The 18,073-nt window shown below is 34.9% G+C and carries 22 protein-coding genes and 1 tRNA gene; 10 read left to right on the top strand and 13 right to left on the bottom strand.

Features of this window, described 5'->3' with window-relative positions:
- Positions 1 to 6: 6 nt before the first annotated feature.
- From OK18_RS21630 to OK18_RS03645, 3 genes are read left to right on the top strand one after another with little or no spacing between them, the layout of a single operon-like run.
- The gene (locus tag OK18_RS21630; RefSeq protein ID WP_053327116.1) at positions 7 to 414 is read left to right on the top strand and encodes a hypothetical protein; all 408 of its coding nucleotides are present in this window, start codon (positions 7 to 9) and stop codon (positions 412 to 414) included.
- 50 nt (positions 415 to 464) lie between these two features.
- Entirely contained in the window at positions 465 to 1,319 is an 855-nt protein-coding gene (locus OK18_RS21625; RefSeq protein WP_053327115.1) for an RHS repeat-associated core domain-containing protein, read from the top strand.
- Positions 1,320 to 1,325: 6 nt separating this feature from the next.
- The gene (locus tag OK18_RS03645; RefSeq protein WP_050022746.1) at positions 1,326 to 1,565 is read left to right on the top strand and encodes a hypothetical protein; all 240 of its coding nucleotides are present in this window, start codon (positions 1,326 to 1,328) and stop codon (positions 1,563 to 1,565) included.
- 57 nt (positions 1,566 to 1,622) lie between these two features.
- Here the strand turns inward: OK18_RS03645 and OK18_RS03640 are convergent, their stop codons facing one another.
- Positions 1,623 to 1,880, bottom strand: coding sequence for a helix-turn-helix domain-containing protein (locus OK18_RS03640; protein WP_053327114.1), 258 nt, complete (start codon positions 1,878 to 1,880; stop codon positions 1,623 to 1,625).
- A 116-nt stretch (positions 1,881 to 1,996) separates the two neighbouring features.
- On the opposite strand from OK18_RS03640, the gene OK18_RS21880 reads away from it, so the two are divergent.
- The 6 genes from OK18_RS21880 to OK18_RS03610 all read left to right on the top strand — a co-directional run bounded on the left by OK18_RS21880 (position 1,997) and on the right by OK18_RS03610 (position 6,424).
- Positions 1,997 to 3,025, top strand: coding sequence for an RHS repeat-associated core domain-containing protein (locus OK18_RS21880; protein WP_053327113.1), 1,029 nt, complete (start codon positions 1,997 to 1,999; stop codon positions 3,023 to 3,025).
- Positions 3,022 to 3,558: a hypothetical protein gene (locus OK18_RS03630; protein WP_053327112.1), complete on the top strand. Its 537-nt coding sequence runs from the start codon at positions 3,022 to 3,024 to the stop codon at positions 3,556 to 3,558. Before OK18_RS21880 ends, OK18_RS03630 begins: the two co-directional genes overlap by 4 nt.
- Before the next feature lie 552 nt (positions 3,559 to 4,110).
- On the top strand, positions 4,111 to 4,329 hold the full coding sequence (locus OK18_RS21615; RefSeq protein WP_228377685.1) for a hypothetical protein: 219 nt from the start codon (positions 4,111 to 4,113) through the stop codon (positions 4,327 to 4,329).
- 287 nt (positions 4,330 to 4,616) lie between these two features.
- Entirely contained in the window at positions 4,617 to 4,949 is a 333-nt protein-coding gene (locus tag OK18_RS03620; protein ID WP_053327110.1) for a hypothetical protein, read from the top strand.
- 194 nt (positions 4,950 to 5,143) lie between these two features.
- Positions 5,144 to 5,479 carry a hypothetical protein gene (locus OK18_RS03615; RefSeq protein ID WP_053327109.1) on the top strand — a complete coding sequence of 112 codons (336 nt, stop codon included), beginning with the start codon at positions 5,144 to 5,146 and terminating at the stop codon, positions 5,477 to 5,479.
- A gap of 552 nt (positions 5,480 to 6,031) precedes the next feature.
- Positions 6,032 to 6,424 carry a hypothetical protein gene (locus OK18_RS03610; RefSeq protein WP_053327108.1) on the top strand — a complete coding sequence of 131 codons (393 nt, stop codon included), beginning with the start codon at positions 6,032 to 6,034 and terminating at the stop codon, positions 6,422 to 6,424.
- A gap of 270 nt (positions 6,425 to 6,694) precedes the next feature.
- On the opposite strand, the gene OK18_RS03605 is transcribed toward OK18_RS03610, so the two are convergent.
- The 6 genes from OK18_RS03605 to OK18_RS03580 all read right to left on the bottom strand — a co-directional run bounded on the left by OK18_RS03605 (position 6,695) and on the right by OK18_RS03580 (position 11,621).
- Positions 6,695 to 7,036 (bottom strand): YkvA family protein, encoded by a 342-nt coding sequence (locus OK18_RS03605; protein ID WP_050022719.1) that lies wholly within the window; start codon positions 7,034 to 7,036, stop codon positions 6,695 to 6,697.
- 83 nt (positions 7,037 to 7,119) lie between these two features.
- A complete protein-coding gene (locus tag OK18_RS03600) occupies positions 7,120 to 7,659 on the bottom strand; it encodes a TlpA family protein disulfide reductase (RefSeq protein ID WP_050022718.1) in 540 nt (179 codons plus the stop codon).
- 19 nt (positions 7,660 to 7,678) lie between these two features.
- The gene (locus tag OK18_RS03595; RefSeq protein ID WP_050022717.1) at positions 7,679 to 8,242 is read right to left on the bottom strand and encodes a thioredoxin family protein; all 564 of its coding nucleotides are present in this window, start codon (positions 8,240 to 8,242) and stop codon (positions 7,679 to 7,681) included.
- Between the two features lie 15 nt (positions 8,243 to 8,257).
- Positions 8,258 to 9,328: a chorismate synthase gene (gene aroC, locus OK18_RS03590; protein WP_050022716.1), complete on the bottom strand. Its 1,071-nt coding sequence runs from the start codon at positions 9,326 to 9,328 to the stop codon at positions 8,258 to 8,260.
- Positions 9,329 to 9,378: 50 nt separating this feature from the next.
- Positions 9,379 to 11,013: an LIC_10190 family membrane protein gene (locus OK18_RS03585; protein ID WP_053327107.1), complete on the bottom strand. Its 1,635-nt coding sequence runs from the start codon at positions 11,011 to 11,013 to the stop codon at positions 9,379 to 9,381.
- Between the two features lie 53 nt (positions 11,014 to 11,066).
- Positions 11,067 to 11,621, bottom strand: coding sequence for a YMGG-like glycine zipper-containing protein (locus tag OK18_RS03580; protein ID WP_053327106.1), 555 nt, complete (start codon positions 11,619 to 11,621; stop codon positions 11,067 to 11,069).
- Positions 11,622 to 11,965: 344 nt separating this feature from the next.
- Between OK18_RS03580 and OK18_RS03575 the strand changes: the two genes are divergently transcribed.
- A complete protein-coding gene (locus OK18_RS03575; RefSeq protein WP_050022714.1) occupies positions 11,966 to 12,409 on the top strand; it encodes a hypothetical protein in 444 nt (147 codons plus the stop codon).
- Positions 12,410 to 12,544: 135 nt separating this feature from the next.
- Here OK18_RS03575 and OK18_RS21835 read toward each other — a convergent pair whose 3' ends face one another.
- The 6 genes from OK18_RS21835 to OK18_RS03550 form a co-directional block, all read right to left on the bottom strand.
- Entirely contained in the window at positions 12,545 to 12,679 is a 135-nt protein-coding gene (locus OK18_RS21835) for a hypothetical protein (RefSeq protein ID WP_262486626.1), read from the bottom strand.
- A gap of 1,111 nt (positions 12,680 to 13,790) precedes the next feature.
- A tRNA-Cys gene (locus tag OK18_RS03570) sits at positions 13,791 to 13,861 on the bottom strand.
- Between the two features lie 195 nt (positions 13,862 to 14,056).
- The gene (locus tag OK18_RS03565) at positions 14,057 to 15,421 is read right to left on the bottom strand and encodes a DUF4403 family protein (protein WP_082129125.1); all 1,365 of its coding nucleotides are present in this window, start codon (positions 15,419 to 15,421) and stop codon (positions 14,057 to 14,059) included.
- Positions 15,422 to 15,455: 34 nt separating this feature from the next.
- On the bottom strand, positions 15,456 to 15,824 hold the full coding sequence (gene folB / locus OK18_RS03560; RefSeq protein WP_050022713.1) for a dihydroneopterin aldolase: 369 nt from the start codon (positions 15,822 to 15,824) through the stop codon (positions 15,456 to 15,458).
- The gene (gene thrC, locus OK18_RS03555) at positions 15,821 to 17,134 is read right to left on the bottom strand and encodes a threonine synthase (RefSeq protein WP_053327105.1); all 1,314 of its coding nucleotides are present in this window, start codon (positions 17,132 to 17,134) and stop codon (positions 15,821 to 15,823) included. Before thrC ends, folB begins: the two co-directional genes overlap by 4 nt.
- Positions 17,121 to 18,071, bottom strand: a complete 951-nt coding sequence (locus OK18_RS03550) for a homoserine kinase (RefSeq protein WP_053327104.1) — start codon at positions 18,069 to 18,071, stop codon at positions 17,121 to 17,123. Before OK18_RS03550 ends, thrC begins: the two co-directional genes overlap by 14 nt.
- Positions 18,072 to 18,073 lie beyond the last annotated feature (2 nt).

Here is an 18,073-nt window from a genome sequence, read left to right as displayed (position 1 = left end):
TTCAGGTTGCAATACCTTTATCGTGCAGATGGGATAAAACTCCGTAAACTCAATACTTCAGGAGGAGGAAGAGGACAATCAACCACTAATAATATTGCCGATTACCTGGATGGTTTCCAGTACAAATATCGTGAAGTTATTGAACCTTGCCTATGGTGTCGTACAAGTGTAGCTTTTGAAAAGGAGGCTTATAAGGAATCCGGGGAAATTCTTGAGCCGGGCGTTATTACCCCGGAATGGCGTCTTGATTTTGTACCAACGGCAGAAGGATTTCATAGTTTTCAGGAAAACCGCTATATTTACCAATACAGGGATCACCTTGGAAATGCGAGGGTAAGTTATGCTAAAAACAGCGCAGGTGTTGCTCAAGTGACGGATACCAATAATTATTATCCGTTCGGGTTAAACCTTTAGGAGGGTATTTTAATTATAAGTACAATGGAAAGGAGCTACAGGAGACCGGGATGTATGATTATGGAGCAAGAATGTATATGCCGGATCTGGGTAGATGGGGTGTACATGATCCTTTGAGCGAGTTACAATTTGCTTACAGTCCATATTCATATGTTTATGGAAATCCTATAAGATTTAATGATCCAACCGGAATGCTTGGAGAGGAGGATCCACCAAGGAAAGGTTCTACTCCTAATAATCCTATTGAAATTGGTGAGATTAAGTTGACAAAAAATGTCAGTGATTCTAGGCTATCATTTATGGGAATCCAAAGCTTAAGTGCTTATCATGGTTCTCAGGATAGATTAGCTTTTGGTATCAGAAATAGTAAAGCTGCTCTTGCCACAGAAAAATTTGAAAGAAACCTGGCTTTTACTATGGGGACTTTCCTAATGGGTGGAAGTAATCTTGTAGCTTCTGCAGGATGGGCTACTCTTGATGCAGTAGTTGATTACCAAAGTGAAGAAACAAAAAACAAGATTGGTAAGGTTAAATTAGCAGCTATTTTATTAGTTATAGCCCGTAAAGGAAATGGTTTACAAAATTTAGTTGATGATATTGTTGCTATTAATAAAACCACTAATGGTGGCGGAGTTCTTCTTAATGGATCTCCATCATCTGCTATTTCTTCTGCAATGTATTATGAAACGGCAGCAGAACAAAGTGCTTCTATTTTTAAATCAATATCACATGGACATATGTTCATGGATGGCAATAAACGTACAGCTGTTGCTGTGTTTGAGAAATTAGCAAAAGAGGCAGGTATAGAAACTGTAAGTCGTAAAGATATGCTAAATGTTGCGACTCAAGTTGCGGAGGGTAAAGTAACTGATGTTTCTGAAATTGCAAGATTATTAACAAAATAACTATATATGGATTATATTAAACAGGTACTCAATAAAGATTCTAATTTAGAGGAACTATTAATGTGTTTTGAAGTGATTAAAGACAATAAAGATGTTGTTGTAATTAAGTTTGATGGAGAAAGAGTAAGTAACCCCTATACATTGATGGTTATGTTTTCAAATCAAAGTAGACAGATGTTAAGAATTGATAGTAATAATTTAAAAGAGGGTATGCAAAATATTTTAAAAGAATATATATCAGAGTGAATTTTTTTCTAAATTATAAAGTAACGAAGCCACCTCAATTGAGGTGGCTTCGTTACTTTATAAAATGCTTTGCAGCTTGGTTTGTTTAAGAAAAGCATCCAGGAGAGCGAAGACGTGTTGTCTATCATTCTCTTTTAGTTTTTGTATATCTAAAATTTTAGCGACAATATTTTTATCCAGTAGAATATCCGTAGACCCTACGAGATAATCCAGAGATACTTCCAGGGCCTCTGCCAGCTGCGTGGCCATCTCAATAGATGGTTTTACTTCCTCGCGCTCATATTTGCTGATAAAGTCTCTAGGTAATTCACACAACTTTTTATTATAATTGCAGTACTTTTAGTTAAGAAAACCGCTATATTTACCAATACAGGGATCACCTTGGAAATGCGAGGGTAAGCTATACTAAAAACAGCGCAGGTGCTGCTCAAGTGACGGATACTAACAATTATTATCCGTTCGGGTTAAACCATATTGGCCAGGGAAAAGGGCTTTTAGGAGGGTACTTTAATTATAAGTACAATGGAAAGGAGCTACAGGAGACGGGAATGTATGATTATGGAGCAAGAATGTATATGCCGGATCTGGGTAGATGGGGTGTACATGATCCTTTGAGCGAGTTACAATTTGCTTACAGTCCATATTCATATGTTTATGGAAATCCTATAAGATTTAATGATCCAACCGGAATGCTTGGAGAGGAGGATCCACCAAGGAAAGGTTCTACTCCTAATAATCCTATTGAAATTGGTGAGATTAAGTTGACAAAAAATGTCAGTGATTCTAGGCTATCATTTATGGGAATCCAAAGCTTAAGTGCTTATCATGGTTCTCAGGATAGATTAGCTTTTGGTATCAGAAATAGTAAAGCTGCTCTTGCCACAGAAAAATTTGAAAGAAACCTGGCTTTTACTATGGGGACTTTCCTAATGGGTGGAAGTAATCTTGCCGCTTCTGCGGGATGGGCTACTTTTGATACATGGCTTGATTATCAAGATGAATCATTACAAGATGGAGTTGGCAAAGTTAGAATAGCTGCTCTTGCCCTTGTGATTGTTAGAAAAGGGAAAGGCTTTCAAACTTTACTAGTAAAACCTGATGCATCTAGAATAAATCTTGCCAAGGGTCGTACCGCTTTTACCCCTTTAAGAGCTAGTTCTAATTCACCTGTTAGTGCTGGATGGGATCATGTACTTGATGGTCATTTTAATAGACCCTTAGGAAATAATAGATCTGTTTTCAGTATATCAGAGGAAGAACTAAAAAGTATTTTACAAAGTAAGACTGTAATAAACTCTCCTATAACTGCCATGGATGGAGGTCAGTTTCTTAGAACGGTAGATGTAGGACAAACAGTTGGTAATGCAAGCTTAAAACAAGGAGGAGTAGCTACTTCTTGGATTAACGTAATTACAGATTATAAAGGGAATTTAATAACAACATATCCAGTAGCACCATGAGCCATATTGTACTAAGAAAATGGAAAGAACTACAGCAAAATGTAGAGCAAAGAAAAAATAGTTTAACTACTCGTTCAATAGTTGACCTATTGTTAAATTGGTCAAAAGAAATACAATTAATAAAGGATGCTCAAATACAGAATCTTTATGATGATTATTTAAAATATTTTGAAAATTTAAATGTAGAAGATATACTTTATGTTGATGATCATGTTTGGTATTCCCTAAAAGATGTAATTCAGTTTGATATTTTACAACCTAAGATTAATACATATGAACGTGCAATAACACAAGTAAGGGATGTGCTTTTCAATCTATTGATATTTAAATCAGATAAGAATTGTCCCTGTCATGGTGATGATAATCTTCGTGTTTTTGTAGAGGCTGGCTCGGAAAAATTAATTTTTGAATGTGATATTTGCCTATGTCTAGTTGATGAAAATAATAATAAACAGAATATAGGAAAAAAGCCAATTGTTCCAGCACCTGCTTCTTTTATAAGGTTAAAAAATATTAAACCCAGTCCAATTTAATAAGAATGTTAGTTCAACAATACAAGTTTTCATAGGTAAAATAACCTACCTCAGCTACGCAAGAGTCTCCTGACTTTGAGTAAGTAAATAATCTAACCTCTCACAACTTAGTGAGAGGTTTAGTTTCAAAAAACAGTATATAGAACCAATCTTGGAAATATAAGATTAGTTTCCCCTGCTAGCGCGAGCATCCTGCTCATGTCAAGAATAAAAACAAAAACCTTCGCAATAGTGAAGGTTTTGTTTTATCGCTTGAAATAAATGTAAATTTTAAAAATATTAAATAGCACGCGCTAGTGGGGAGATTATTGTACGATGAATTTATTTATGGTAAAGGACCGGGAAAAAGTTTATTAATTTGGTGGACAAATAAAAATAATATATTTAAATGAAGCAAATATTTTTTATAACAACTATAATTTCCTTTTTTCATGTTCAACCCAGAAAGATGATATTTTAGGAAGATACGTTTTTGAAGGAACTCAAACAATAGATTCTTTAATAATAGAAAAAAACATATACGTTCACAAGATTTTTAATAAACAGGGAACTTTGAAATATCAAGGACAATCTACTTGGGAATTGGAAAAAAATCGAATAATTTTTTTAAATTTTTATAATAATGAAGATTCTAATTTAGAAGAATTTTTGACAGAAGAAGATGTAAAAAGATTTTTAATTAGACTTTCTTGTCCAATTTATACAAAAGAAAATAAGACTATTATAGAAGTGAATGCAGATGAAAATGTAATTTATTATAAAAAAAAATAAATAGTTATATCGCGTAAATTCTAGGACAGTTCCTACTGACACGAATATTTTATTCGGCTCGCTAGCGTGGGCATTCTGTTCGTGCCAAGAATAAAAACAAAAACCTTCGCAATAGTGAAGGTTTTGTGTTATCGCTTGAAATAAATGTAAATTTAAAATGTTAAATAGAACGAGCTAGAAGCTCGCATTAGCGAGGGGAAGTACAAGTATTTGGTCCTGTCTTTGAAGCTGAAAAAATTAAACCATGGAATACCGTAACTTGGACTCCATATATAAAATAATGGATTATGAATGACAATATAATAAATGAATTGTACGATATCAGAAACTATTTAGATCAGATAGAATCTTTTTTAAAAAAATTAAAATCTAGAGGAATTACTCTTGATTCATTTGTTCAAACGAGAGAACATCTATATGAAATTTATAATGACAGACTAGATTTAAGTATTTATCAAGGGCACTATTTTGAAGGCTTAGGAGAAGTGGTGAAGCGAATGAAAAATTCAGTATTAAATGATATAAGATTATCCTATATAGATGGAGATAAGAGAAGTTGCTCTATTTTTAGTAGTGAAGACTATAGTACTATTCTAGGAATTATTTTTTATGATAATTGATCAATTATTTTTGTCCCTCCCAAAATAAATAAAAAAAGAAAAAGTTTGTGATTTAATAATTTTGAAGCAATCCTTTCCTGTCTCAAGGCTTTCGAAGGAGAAGTACAAGTCTTTGGTCCTGTGATGGGTGCGCAAACAATTAAACCTTGGAGCCAGGAACTTGGACTCCATATTTGAAATAAGATTAAGTATATATGAATGATTTAATAATAGATGATTTATATGAAATAAGAAATTATTTAGATCAAGTTGTAGATTATATTAAAAAGATAAAAGATCAGAAAGATATTTTTAGTTCATCATTTCCTGAAACTAAAGAACATTTGTATGAAATATATAATGACAGATTAGATTTTAGTGTTTATCAAGGTAAATATTTTGAAGGTTTAGCCGAAACTGTAAAGCGAATGAAACATTCTAATTTAAAGAACGTACTATTATCAGTAATAGATGGAGATAAAAGAAGTTGTTTTATTTTTAGTAGTGAAGACTATAGTACTATTCTAGGAATTATTTTTTATGATAATTGATCAATTATTTTTGCATCCTTGCTATTGAGAACAGCTTATTCGTATTTTACCTTTCAGCACGCAAAGTTCCCTCACTAGTTCGAGCATCTTGCTCGTGTCTGAATAAAAAACAAAAACCTTTACAATAGTGAAGGGTTTGTTTTATCGCTTGAAATAAATGTAAATTTAAAAATGTTAGATAGAACACGCTAGAAGCTCGCGCTAGCGGTGCACTTCCTTTAATTCAAAAAAAGTAAATATGGAAACAACTGATATAAGTCAACTAAGGACATTATTCCAAAAAAAACAAATTATGATGACAACTTGTTTTTGATAATTTTTGATTATTTAAATCAAATAACAACATTCAAATATATATTAATTAGTAAAATTAAAGCTATTTCAATATATAAAACCCGAAGTGATATTAATATTGGTTCGAAAATTCGGGGCAAGCAAGAATGGAACTGTTAAAGCAAGAACATTTGAGTTTTTAAAAGACAAAAAAACTTATTATTATTATGAAACATTGGGAGGTCAATTTATTAGTGCAGGATTAAAAACAAAATAATTATGGAATTAGTTGATTTATACGTGTATGTTGATAAAGTTAACAATCAAATAATTTGTGATTTTATTACTGATTGGTTAAATGATTTTGAGCCAGAATACGAAATTTTTGAATATCCACCATATTTTGGTGAAACTGAATATGAAACACAAAACTATAAGGAAATGCTATCTTTTGTTTTGCAAAAAGAAGGTAGGGATTACAGGTTTTATTTTGAAAATAAGAATGATTTAAAAAAAACTAAAGGGATGATTTTTATCAACAAAGATCATTCCGCATATTTAGGTATAGGAATAAATCCAACTTATGAAAAATATTTTGCAGATCAATTCATAAAAAAATATAAAATTTTACCTATTACTTGTTATAATGGAGGAATTCCGGATAATCAATAATTAAACATGTACTTAACAATAGCAGATATAGACAGCGATTATTAAAGTTTAATTGATAATAAAAATTAGTTTCCCCTCCACTAGCGCGAGAATTTTGCTCGTGTCTGAATAAAAAACAAAACCTTTGCAATAGTGAAGGTTTTGTTTTATCACTTGAAATAAAGTAAATTTTAATAATGCTAAATAGCACAAAGTTCGCTGGCAGATAAAGTTTGATGTAAACAAAAACCACCCTGATCCGGATGGTTTCAAATATGACAAACAATTATTTTATTTTACGATTTCAGCATCAATAATTTTGGTTCCGCTGTATTTTTGTTCCGCCTCCCAGAGTAGAAACTTGTCAACCTCTTTGATGAGTTTGGGAATCGTCAGGGACAGTACGGCCAGGTCATCCATTACTCCAAGAACGGGAATGGCAAATTCGGGAAGAAGGTCTATTGGGGAAATGACATATAAAAGACCCAATAAAGGAAGAATAATATCTATGGATTTCATAGGATAAGTTCCTTTTCTCCACATTTTGACCATTCTGAAAATATCAGGGATTTTTTTTACAAAACCTTTGTGGCTGATGGCTTCTTTTGCAAGATTTAATTTTGAATATTTCATTTTGTGTTCGGATTTAAATCAATTTTTTCAACACTATAAATTTCACAAATCCTGTACCAACAAATTATAAATTTAGTTAAAAATTACTTGATGATATTGTCAATGAACTGATGCACAGTCTCTGTGTCCCAATCTTTTGAAGCATCTTCCTTGATGATAATCCTTCCTGTTTTATCCAAAAGGAATGTAGTAGGGAATACTTTAGGAAGAATCTTTTCAGAAATCGGGCTTTGGGCAATATAGACAGGAACCGTATAATTATTTTCCTTTAAAAACTTTCTTACATCCTCTTCCTTATCATTCATAGCAATAAGTACAAAGTCTACATGCTCTTTTCTGGAGTCGTAGAGCTTTTGGATACTTGGCCATTCTTTTCTGCATGGCGGACACCAGGTGCCCCAGAAATTTAAAAAAACAGCTTTATTCCTGAAATTTTTAAGATTGGTGCTCGGAGCATTGATTCCCTTCAGGTCTATATCATAATCTTCTTCACTGATATGTACCGCATTTTCAATAGTAGCAATCGGAAAGAATTGTTCTTTCAGGAAATTCCTGATTCCCGGTACCAATACAGCGACACCGATAATGATGATGAATACAAGATAAATAATATTCTTTTTCATGCGCTATTTTTAGGGTTCATTATAACAAATCCAGAATTTCCTGAACGGCGTCCTTACCTCTGTTTTTCGCATAGTAGATTTGCAGGTCATTATAAAAACTGTCTTTAGGATACGCTTCAGGATCTGCTTTATATTTCATCAGTAACTCGTAGCCGTATTTTGGACGGGGACCCCATGAATTCTTTACATTAAAATCTTTGTCCAGAATAATCACTTTGGGAATAGACTCCGTACCATTGGTTAAAAACTGATTGATCAGGCTTTTATCGCTGTCTCTTAAAAAAATTCTGACTTCATTGTGTCCTTCAAAAAATTTGAAAAGGGCCGGAACAGTTGCACTTGCATCCCCACACCATGCTTCGGAAATAATTAAAATTTTTCCGTCAAAATTTTTATCAGCCAATACTTTCAGCTGGTCTTCATCCGGAATATACTTTTTCAGGGTTCTGTCCATTCTCTGAAGTCCCAGCTCGTAATAGTTTTTATAATCTGCTTCCTGTTGGTTGGCAGGATTTTCTAATCTTTCTTTTGCAATCTGAAGGTATTTTTCAAAAGAAATTCCCTTATCCCAGTAATTTTTCATTACCAATATATATGTTTAAAAATTATTGATATTTCTTGTTTTGTTGATCAGAAACAGGTCTGCCAATACGAATGCAGCCAGGGCTTCCACTACGGGAACTGCTCTTGGAACCACACATGGATCATGGCGTCCCTTGCCTTCTACAATGACAGGATTTCCTTCTTTATCTATACTTTCCTGAGGTCTTAAAATAGTGGCTACCGGTTTGAAAGCAACACGGAAATAAATATCCATTCCGTTAGAAATTCCTCCCTGGATGCCTCCTGAAAGATTAGACTTAGTAGTGAAATCTGTATTGAAAGCATCATTATGCTCTTTTCCGGTCATTTTAGCTCCACAGAAACCGCTTCCGTACTCAAAACCTTTACAGGCATTGATATTAAGCATGGCTTTTGCCAGCTCAGCCTGAAGCTTTGAAAATATAGGTTCACCGATTCCTACAGGAACATTTTTAATGACACAGGTAATAGTTCCACCGATGGTATTTCCTTCTTTCTTGATTTCTTTGATTCTCGAAATCATTTTTTCAGCAGTTTCAGCATCCGGGCAACGTACATCATTGCTTTCGGTTTTAGAAAAGTCCAGAGCCTGATAGGGTTTTTCACAGAAAATATCGCCAACGGATGATACGTAGGCATTGATTTCAATATCCGGGAGAAGCTGTTTGGCAAAGGCCCCTGCTACCACCCAGTTCATGGTTTCTCTGGCTGAAGATTTTCCTCCTCCGCGATAATCTCTTAGCCCAAATTTTTGATCATAAGTGAAATCAGCATGACTCGGACGATAAGCCTGGGCAATATGGTCATAATCTTTTGATTTCTGATTTTCATTTTCAATGATAAAGCCGATTGGGGTACCTGTTGTTTTTCCTTCAAAAATCCCTGAAAGAAACTTTACGGTGTCGCTTTCTTTTCTTTGGGTAACAATGGCAGACTGGCCGGGTTTTCTTCTGTTCAGTTCGTATTGAACCTTATCGAGATCTACCGTTAAACCTGCCGGAAAATTATTGATGATACCGCCGTAAGCCACTCCGTGGCTTTCCCCAAATGTCGTAAGACTTAGAAAATTACCTAATGTGTTGAACATGTTACAAAATTACCTTTTTTTCTTCAGATAATAAAGTTTCAGGATTTGTTCTATTTATCAATGTTTTTGATATTATTGATAACATTTTGGACTTCCTTTTTTTCCTGAGGCGTCATCTTTTTCCAGATAAAACCTTTTCTGATGTTTTTTTTGTCTGCCAGTTGCGGAAAAATACCTGATTTAGCATCATCAAAAATATAGCTGACCGAGATGGCAGGCAGCGGAGTATCAAAATTATAGGGGTAATCCTTAGAAACATTAAATTGCAGGTTTCCGGTCTGAAAAGAATCAAAATGATTATACTCATAAGTTCCCGGCTTATAGATCTGGTTGCTGTCAAAGCCCGCGATGAAATTTCCTAGCCTGAAACTTGGAAGATATTGCTGAATAAGAGCAGGGAAAGATAACAGTGAAATCATGATCAAACTTATGATTGAAAAAACAATGATGGATTTCTTCCGGTCAAAATAGTCATACAATACCACAAAAAAGATAACAAAAAATACATCGATAAAAAATCTGTATTGGGCAGAAAAGGCCAGAACAAGAATACTTTTGATCAATAACGAAACGTATATTAGAGTAATAAGTTTCTTTTTCCTTATCCAGGTGTGGATGGAAAAAAAGATGAGGCTTACCACAAAAAGAATATTGATTTTTGATTTTATTCCTTTTAAGGACAGCCAGTTTTTGATATAATCAAATGCGGAAAACTGTTGTATTTCTTCATAAGAATATTGCATATCATAGGTCTTTTGAACAGCATATTGCGAAGAAACTTTTAAAACTTCAGGATTAGGTTTCCATGGCATTTCCAGGTCTCCGATAGCAATTGGAAATACAGGATATCCGAAGGCCCATATATTTTTAAAGAAGAAAAGGAAGAGAATGAACAATCCCGGAAAAAAAGATGTTAATTTCGATTTAATAATAAAGGTCCCGTAGAAGAAAACTAAAACAGGCAACCATATCATGGTGGGTTTTATTGCCAAGACAAAAACTGAAAAGGCAAAAAGCAGAGCTATATTTTTATTTCCGGCTATGATTTCATGTAAAAGAATTAAAGAAAAAATAATAACCGGAAGATCAGGACTCGGGGATTGGGAAAACAATAATAGGACAGGAAGAAAACAAAGGTGAATCCAACCTTTTTTCTCAATACTGTAGATCCCATAAATGACCAGTATCACTGTATTAATCCTTAAAAAAGGATCTGAGAAATTTGAAAATCCCGCTTGGAAAATGTGCCACAGAGACATCTGGCCTAAAATAAAATCCAGATTGGAAATTCCTCTGATGATCCCATACTCTGTTAGCCATTTAATGCTTGGAATATAATACCCGAAATGATCTAGTATATAAGGGTAAAAGGATCCTGCCAATAGAACGACAGAGGAAATGGCTCCTATTAAAATCGTATCCTTTTTTGAAAAGGAATAAATGGATGAGTACAATTTATCCTTGAAAAAATATAATAGGCCTGTTAAAATTACCGGGATTTCTGCATATATATTTAAAGGAATAAAAAAGCAAAGGATAGTCCATACCCAACTGATTCCAAAAATACCGAGTAACATTTTTCCTGAAGTTCCCCTGAAAAGCGGACCAGATATATTTTCCATGAGTTTTCCCCAACCCATCAGAACAGGAATAATAAAAACCGTAGAAAACAGGAGTAATATCATAAAAAAAAGATTGCCTAAAAATAAGCAATCTTTATATAGTTTATTGTTAAAAATTATCTGGGTTGTACTCTTCCGTCTTTTCTGTCCTGTGATCTACCGATGGTGTATCCTGTAGCTCCACCTACAACTCCCCCGATAACTGCTCCAAGTCCTCTGTTTTTCTTAGCAACAATGGCGCCCACTGCCGCCCCACCTACGGTTCCGATAATAGTACCCTTGGCTGCCTTACTCATCCCTTTTTTCTGAGTAGTTCCTTGCGAAGTACCGGTTCCGTTATTGGCATAAGTCCCGTTACCACCTTCTGAGCTAGAGCCTGATCTTCTATCTCTGTATACGGTTCTGGTTTCTCTTATGACCTGTGGCTTTGAATTGTTTTGTGCTGCTACTGCTTTTGCTTTTTTACTTTCCGAAATACTGTCAGCTTTCTTTTGTGCCTCATATACCAGTTTTTCTTTTTCAATAGCCAGTTTTTGCTTTTCTATTTCCAGCTGTCTGGCTTGAAATTCAAGCTTTTGTTCATCCAAAGACTTTTCAGCAGTTCTGTCATCTTTCTTGCAGGCCGTTATTAAAAAAACGGATAAAAAACCTGCTAATACTATCTTTTTCATAATTCAAATTTTAATAAGCTTAAGCCAAACGACTTTAGTTTTAGTTTTATTTTCAATTATGAAGCCAAATTTTAGTTAAAGAACGTTAAAATTCAATTTTAGCGTTAAATCATTTAGAAATCCTGACAAATTTCATATTAAAAAACTGATGTAAACCTTAATTGGGCATAATGTTTGTCGTAGAATATATAATTTTCAGTTATGAAAATTAATCTTCTAAACGAGATTCATCATAGTTCCCCGATTAACCCGGGGAATTTTTTATTTATAAATGTTTGTTCATCCGCAGTTTTCATTTACTTAATATAAGTTGATTATTTTTGAATAACCAAATTATTCTAATTATGAAAAAATCATTTTTTGCAGTATCAGCTTTTGCAGGACTATTGGCTGTTACCTTTTCATTTACATCCAGTGATGTAGTAGAAAATCAACGTGTGGCTCCTTCTAAAGTATCAGGAGAGGCGCCAAAAGCTCAGACCTATAAAATCCGTTATGGTCTTATTTCTGAAAACGGAACAAAAATACTTTCGGGAAATCATGATGTGGGAAGTTTTATTGCTGAGAATATGGCTACAGGAGAAGTTTATGATACTTATTATGGAGGTGGGTTTCAATCTCTTCCACAGTATTATGAAGGATTGCCTGCCGGAACATATACGTTTTCAGCGATGCAGGGACAGGGAGGCTGGACAGGGTATGGGTCGGTTGTAGCCACGGTATCAGATGCGCAGGTGGACGCTGATGGATATGTGACTGTTTATATTCCGATAACTTGGACAGAATAAAGTTTGCAGAAACAAAATATTTAATTAAATTTACCAATCCTCACATGAGGATTTTTTAATGGAATGGTCATGAATAATCTTTTCAGGTTGTTATAATACGATTTGATTACTGGCTACCATTAATTTTATAAGACTTTAATGCCTGGAATGTCCGGATGTTATTGGATTCTGAAAATCATCACTGATCGGGATCCGGTTTAATAACAGAAAGCACCAGTAGGTATTTACAATATTCTGTTTGGATTTTTCTGAATAGATTTTTTTCATCATTTGTGTTTTTTAGGCCTCCGGAAGGAGGCCATTTCTATTCTCGATCAGGATAAAGCGGGTTAGTTTCAGAATTTGAGAGCCAGGCAGAGTTGCATGATCTCAAAAATACAGTTGAATTAATATATGGTCTGCCTGGGGTAACCAATAAAATTAAAATAAAGGGTAGTATTAAATTAAATGTAACCTTTATTTTATTGACCAGACGATGAAATGTATTCGTTTGATAGTCTGTAAATTTCCTGTGAGCTGGTATAAGAATCGGGAACAGCCTGGTTATTGATTTTTCTGATATTCCTTCTTTTTAATGGTATCAGCAAAGTATATCGGATATTTTTTATTATTTATAGGATAATTATTCTAACATCATATAGAATATTATACTTATAAGCTCCTTATTGCTTTTTTCAGACTTTTTTTCTTATAATACAAATTATTTTTTTTGAAAAAAATAAAGTATCGTTAAATATTTGTATTTTAGCGCCTTTGTGTCCGATAAACTTAAAAAAAGTAATTTTTTTTCAAAAGTTATCATTCTTGGCACGATTTTTCAATATAGAAATGCAACTCATGTTTAATTTGAGTTTTCATGGTTATTAGTTTTTATCCTCGGAATTTCCGGGGATTTTTTGTTTTATACAGAAAATATTTAACGTCAGTTCGGGATGAAATTCCTGATTTCAGATGAAGCTGGGAGATGGAAGTCATGGAGCTCTAAGAATAAACATTCATCTGGTTGACTACAGTCAAAAAATAATGTTCTATTTCAAGTAGGCAAAGAAGGCAGCATAGCTGCTGACTAAGCACATGCAAAGTCGCTTCATCAGAAGCGATTAAAAATCGATTCATTTCTTAGCTTACTTAAAATAAAGAGTAATCAAAACGAAATCTTTGGGTGAATTTTAAAAATTAAATAGATCTAAATATTATAAGACCACAACTTTTGCACTTGATCCGTGATTGATCAGGATCTGGCCTTTTATATAATTGAACATGTTTAAATCTATTATATTTTTATGAGAACTTAACGATGCGTAGCTCCCAATTTTTCCACTGATCCTATATATCATATGGCAACAAAAAAACCTCTAACGTAAATTAGAGGTTTTTGGTGAGGTACCTAGCGGATTCGAACCGCTGTAGATGGTGTTGCAGACCACTGCCTAGCCACTCGGCCAAAGTACCCTGTTTACCATTTTTGAGGTGTGCAAATATAACAAAAATTCTTTATGAACAAAAGTTTTTAGAGAATTTCTTTCCTTCTGAGTTCCTCGATTTTGCTTTTTGTCTGTTTTTCAGAATAATAATTTTTTACGATTATAACTCTTTTCTTACTCCAGCTATCATGTCTGTTAATTGTTACATGCTTTCTCTTCGTTTTTAGAATCCGTTGACCACAAGTTTCAATGCGGCATTGGTGTTAATCACAGCAGTGATCCCTGTATTGTTCATAAGGATTTTGCCGGGTTTAAGATTGAAAACTTTTCCACTCATCTTTAATCCTTTATAATATTCCTTATTAAAAGCATCTTCGATACTTTTTCTGGAAGTTTCTTCCAATTCCTGGGTTGGAATACCATATTCTTCTTCAATCATTTTTACAATTTTTCCCTGAAACAGCAGAGAGGCTGTTTTTTGTAAGATATTGGTTGTCTTTAGCTTAAATTTGGTATCGGACAGGACGATTTTCCTTTTGGTTTCATCATACACCGGTATTCCTGAAATAATGGATGTACCTTTAATATATCCTTCGGTCTGGGCTTCAATCACAATTCTGCTGTCTATACCATAGACCCTGACATCAGTTACCTTTACTTTTGAATCCCTGATGTCAAATTCCTTATTCAGGAATGTTTTTCTGGCCATATTACTGGCTTCTGTAAAAGGGATATTGGCAGTAGTCTGTAAAATAAAATTGTCAGCTACGGTAGGAGAGAAATTGAAATTGGCTGCTGTGGTTACCGGTGAAGAAGCTGCGGGTTTACTTCCTGTAAAAGTCTCAGAATAGATATCAATACCGAGGGTAGTATTAATCTGATTCCCATAAAATTTTAAAGGAGTAAGGTTAACACCAACAGGGCTTATTTTGAGCCAGGTATTGTATTCCTCCGAAATATTAAAAGGCTGTAAGAATGTATTCCAGGCCATTACGGCATATTGCTGAAAATTTAATTGAGTAGCCATCTGCTGGTCAATTGTTTTACAAAATTTCTCTTGCTGCTCCCTCAGGCTTTTCTCAACAACAGGCGTAATGGGAATTTGTATTCTTCCATAATCCAGAACGGGTTTTGTGACCCATCTGAAGCCGTTGGGTCTGGTAGAAGTAGTGATTGTCCAGTTGTTTCTGAAATTAACGGTTGTATTAAAAGACATTACCGTTTCAAAAGTGGTATTCTGGTAGGTATAGACTCCTAAGGTTCCGATTCCTTTTTCTGCCCAGATTTTCAGGGGAACTTCTATCAGCAGATTCTGATTGGTACCTCCTACCAGCCGGATTGGCCTTGTTTTCCAGACTTTTACTTTAAACTGGTCATTATTGTTATCCGTATAAGAGTCATCCTGATAGATAAGGTCTTTTACGGAAGCATTGATCATATTACTCAGCTCCGAAAGCGGAATCGTTACCGGCATGGTAATGCTGGATTTGATCTTTGGAAAATTATAGTCGGCTAATTGATTATCAACACCGGCCTGTCCGAATGTATTGATAAATGCTGCTAAAAGTACTATTTTTAAAAATTTCAATTGTAATGTTTTTTATGGAACGAAAGTAATCATTTTAAAGCTCCGGTTTAAAACCTTTTTCCAGTTCAATACTGGCTCCTTTCATTTCTCCCTGCATAGGAGGGGCTGTTTTGGTAATTGTAAGCTTAATGTAATCAATTTGCGGAAAACGTTCGTGAATTTTTGAGATTATTCTTCCTGCCACATGCTCCAGTAATTTCGATTTTATTTTCATTTCCTGATGAAGAATATCGTTGATATCCGCATAACTTATAGTGTCGTTCAGATCGTCAGATTCGGCAGCTTTCCACAGGTCTGTGTGGAGTTCTGCATTTAAGATATAATAGGTTCCTATACTATTTTCTTCAGGCAAAACCCCATGGTAGGCATATATTTTTACATCTTCAAGATATATTTTGCTCATTGCTTTTCGTTTTTATTAAGCAAAAATCGTTTTAATTCTTCAAAGTCTGAATTTATTTTGACAGTTTTTTTCTCTTTAATCATCAGTTGATGTAAAGATTCAGGGATTTCAATTTTTGTCCGGGTTGCTTTCTCTACCGCTTCAGGAAATTTCACAGGATGGGCAGTTCCTAAAATGAATCCTTTTTTATGAGGGTTTTCATTCAGATATTGTAACATGGCAGCAAATGCTACTGCGCTGTGAGGCTCGAGAATGTATCTGTACTCTTCGTAGACTTTTGTAATGGTATCCAGCGTTTCTTTATCATCAACAGAATATCCGGATACTTTATTTTTTAAAGAATCAAATTGATGGCTGAAAAGTTCCAGGATTCTTACAAAGTTACTGGGATTTCCTACGTCCATAGCATTGGAAAGGGTAGCAACAGATTCCTGTGGATTAAAATTCTGAGTCTTTAAATAGTTCGGGATAGAATCGTTCGCGTTGCAGGCCGCAACAAAATGATCTACAGGAAGGCCTCTGAAGTGCGCAAGAAGCCCGGCACAGATATTCCCAAAATTACCACTGGGAACGCATATTACAGGACGCTCATTTTCCTGTTGCTGCCACTGTTTTAAGGCAAGCAGATAGTAGATTTGTTGAGGAAGCCATCTGGCTACATTAATAGAATTAGCTGAGGTAAGCCATAACCGGTCATTGATTTCTTCATTTGAAAAGGCCTGCTTAACAAGATTCTGACAGTCATCAAAACTTCCGTTTACTTCCAGGGCAAAGATATTTTGTCCTAAGGCTGTAAGTTGCTTCTCCTGAACGGGGCTTACCCTGTTTTGGGGATATAGGATTACTACATCTATTTCCGGAATATTGTAAAAACCATGGGCAACAGCACCTCCGGTATCACCGGAAGTGGCAACAAGAACGGTTACTTTTTTTTGACGATCTTTCAGGAAATAGGATAAGCAGCGGCTCATAAATCTCGCTCCGATATCTTTAAAAGCTAAAGTGGGGCCGTGGAACAGTTCCAGGATTGATATATTTTCGCTGATCTTTTTCAAAGGGATATCAAAGCTAACTGTTTCTGAAACGATCTTTTGAAGTATTTCCCCGGGAATTTCATCCCCGACAAAATCTTTCATACATTGATAAGCGATTTCAGCATCAGCGAGCCGGTGAAGGTTTTGAATGAATTTATTTTCAAACTGAGGAATCTTTTCCGGAAAAAACAATCCTTTTTCTTTTCCTTGTCCTTTTATTGTTGCGGTTTTAAAACCGACTTTTTCCTGACGGTCTTTTAAATTATAATATTTCATCTGTCTTTTTTATTTGGTTTTCAATAAGCTCTATTCCTTTCGGATTTATTTTTGAAATGTATACATAGCTTTCAATGCCAATGTTGTCATAAATGGATTTCATCAGACGGGCTATTTTTTCTGCAGTTTCCTTTTTTTCAGAGAGCATGAAAATTGAAGGGCCGGATCCTGAAATTCCTCCACCCAATGCCCCGGACTGCAAACTTTTACTTTTAATTTCATCAAATTGCGGAATTAAAATACTTCGGATCGGCTCTATGATGACATCGTTAAGGCTTCTACCGATAAGCGGAATATCATTTTTCTGAATTCCGGCTACAAGTCCTGCAATATTTCCCCATTGTTCCACAGCGCTTTTTAAAGAAACAGTTTTCTTTAAAATCTGCCTTGAATCAGAAGTCTTTACTTCAACCTGGGGGTGTACAGCTGTTACAAATAAATCAGGAGTATTCAGCGGAATAATATCAAGGGGAACAGTAGATTTTACAAGGGTAATTCCTCCGTAAATACAGGGAGCAATATTATCCGCATGGCGTACCCCGGAGGCTAATTCTTCCCCAAACATAGCAAAATGGATCATTTCATTTTTAGACAATATGTTTTCCAATAAAATATTGGCTCCGAAGGCGGCTCCTGCGGCACTTGCCGCACTGGAGCCGAGCCCGCTCCCGGGTTTTATATGCTTCCGGATCGTTACCTCAAAACCCGTGGAAAGCTGAAGGTGCTCCTGTATTTTCAGAAGCACGATACCGGCTACATTTTTCAATGGATCTTCAGGAAGCCCGAACGGGTCTTTGTGCCTGATAATAATTTCAGGAGAGTCTGTCAGGGCAAGTTCCATTTCATCATACGGTTCGTAGATGGCCATTCCGAGGATGTCAAATCCACATACTAAATTGGCTACTGTAGCCGGGACTTTTAATTTTATTTTTTTCATAT

This window comes from Chryseobacterium gallinarum (assembly GCF_001021975.1).
Lineage (GTDB): Bacteria > Bacteroidota > Bacteroidia > Flavobacteriales > Weeksellaceae > Chryseobacterium > Chryseobacterium gallinarum.
The sequence above is the reverse complement of the archived record's forward strand: the minus strand, read 5'-3'. Positions and strand labels throughout refer to the sequence as shown.

Excerpts from the sequence above, each read along its gene's own strand:
- OK18_RS03585 (WP_053327107.1), bottom strand. The coding sequence starts at position 11,013 with ATGATATTACTCCTGTTTTCTACGGTTTTTATTATTCCTGTTCTGATG.
- OK18_RS03575 (WP_050022714.1), top strand. The coding sequence starts at position 11,966 with ATGAAAAAATCATTTTTTGCAGTATCAGCTTTTGCAGGACTATTGGCT.
- OK18_RS21625 (WP_053327115.1), top strand. The coding sequence starts at position 465 with ATGTATGATTATGGAGCAAGAATGTATATGCCGGATCTGGGTAGATGG.
- OK18_RS03580 (WP_053327106.1), bottom strand. The coding sequence starts at position 11,621 with ATGAAAAAGATAGTATTAGCAGGTTTTTTATCCGTTTTTTTAATAACG.
- OK18_RS03550 (WP_053327104.1), bottom strand. The coding sequence starts at position 18,071 with ATGAAAAAAATAAAATTAAAAGTCCCGGCTACAGTAGCCAATTTAGTA.
- OK18_RS03615 (WP_053327109.1), top strand. The coding sequence starts at position 5,144 with ATGAATGATTTAATAATAGATGATTTATATGAAATAAGAAATTATTTA.
- folB (WP_050022713.1), bottom strand. The coding sequence starts at position 15,824 with ATGAGCAAAATATATCTTGAAGATGTAAAAATATATGCCTACCATGGG.
- OK18_RS03600 (WP_050022718.1), bottom strand. The coding sequence starts at position 7,659 with ATGAAAAAGAATATTATTTATCTTGTATTCATCATCATTATCGGTGTC.
- OK18_RS03645 (WP_050022746.1), top strand. The coding sequence starts at position 1,326 with ATGGATTATATTAAACAGGTACTCAATAAAGATTCTAATTTAGAGGAA.
- OK18_RS03620 (WP_053327110.1), top strand. The coding sequence starts at position 4,617 with ATGAATGACAATATAATAAATGAATTGTACGATATCAGAAACTATTTA.
- OK18_RS03610 (WP_053327108.1), top strand. The coding sequence starts at position 6,032 with ATGGAATTAGTTGATTTATACGTGTATGTTGATAAAGTTAACAATCAA.
- OK18_RS21835 (WP_262486626.1), bottom strand. The coding sequence starts at position 12,679 with ATGATGAAAAAAATCTATTCAGAAAAATCCAAACAGAATATTGTAAAT.
- OK18_RS03605 (WP_050022719.1), bottom strand. The coding sequence starts at position 7,036 with ATGAAATATTCAAAATTAAATCTTGCAAAAGAAGCCATCAGCCACAAA.
- OK18_RS03630 (WP_053327112.1), top strand. The coding sequence starts at position 3,022 with ATGAGCCATATTGTACTAAGAAAATGGAAAGAACTACAGCAAAATGTA.
- OK18_RS03595 (WP_050022717.1), bottom strand. The coding sequence starts at position 8,242 with ATGAAAAATTACTGGGATAAGGGAATTTCTTTTGAAAAATACCTTCAG.
- aroC (WP_050022716.1), bottom strand. The coding sequence starts at position 9,328 with ATGTTCAACACATTAGGTAATTTTCTAAGTCTTACGACATTTGGGGAA.
- thrC (WP_053327105.1), bottom strand. The coding sequence starts at position 17,134 with ATGAAATATTATAATTTAAAAGACCGTCAGGAAAAAGTCGGTTTTAAA.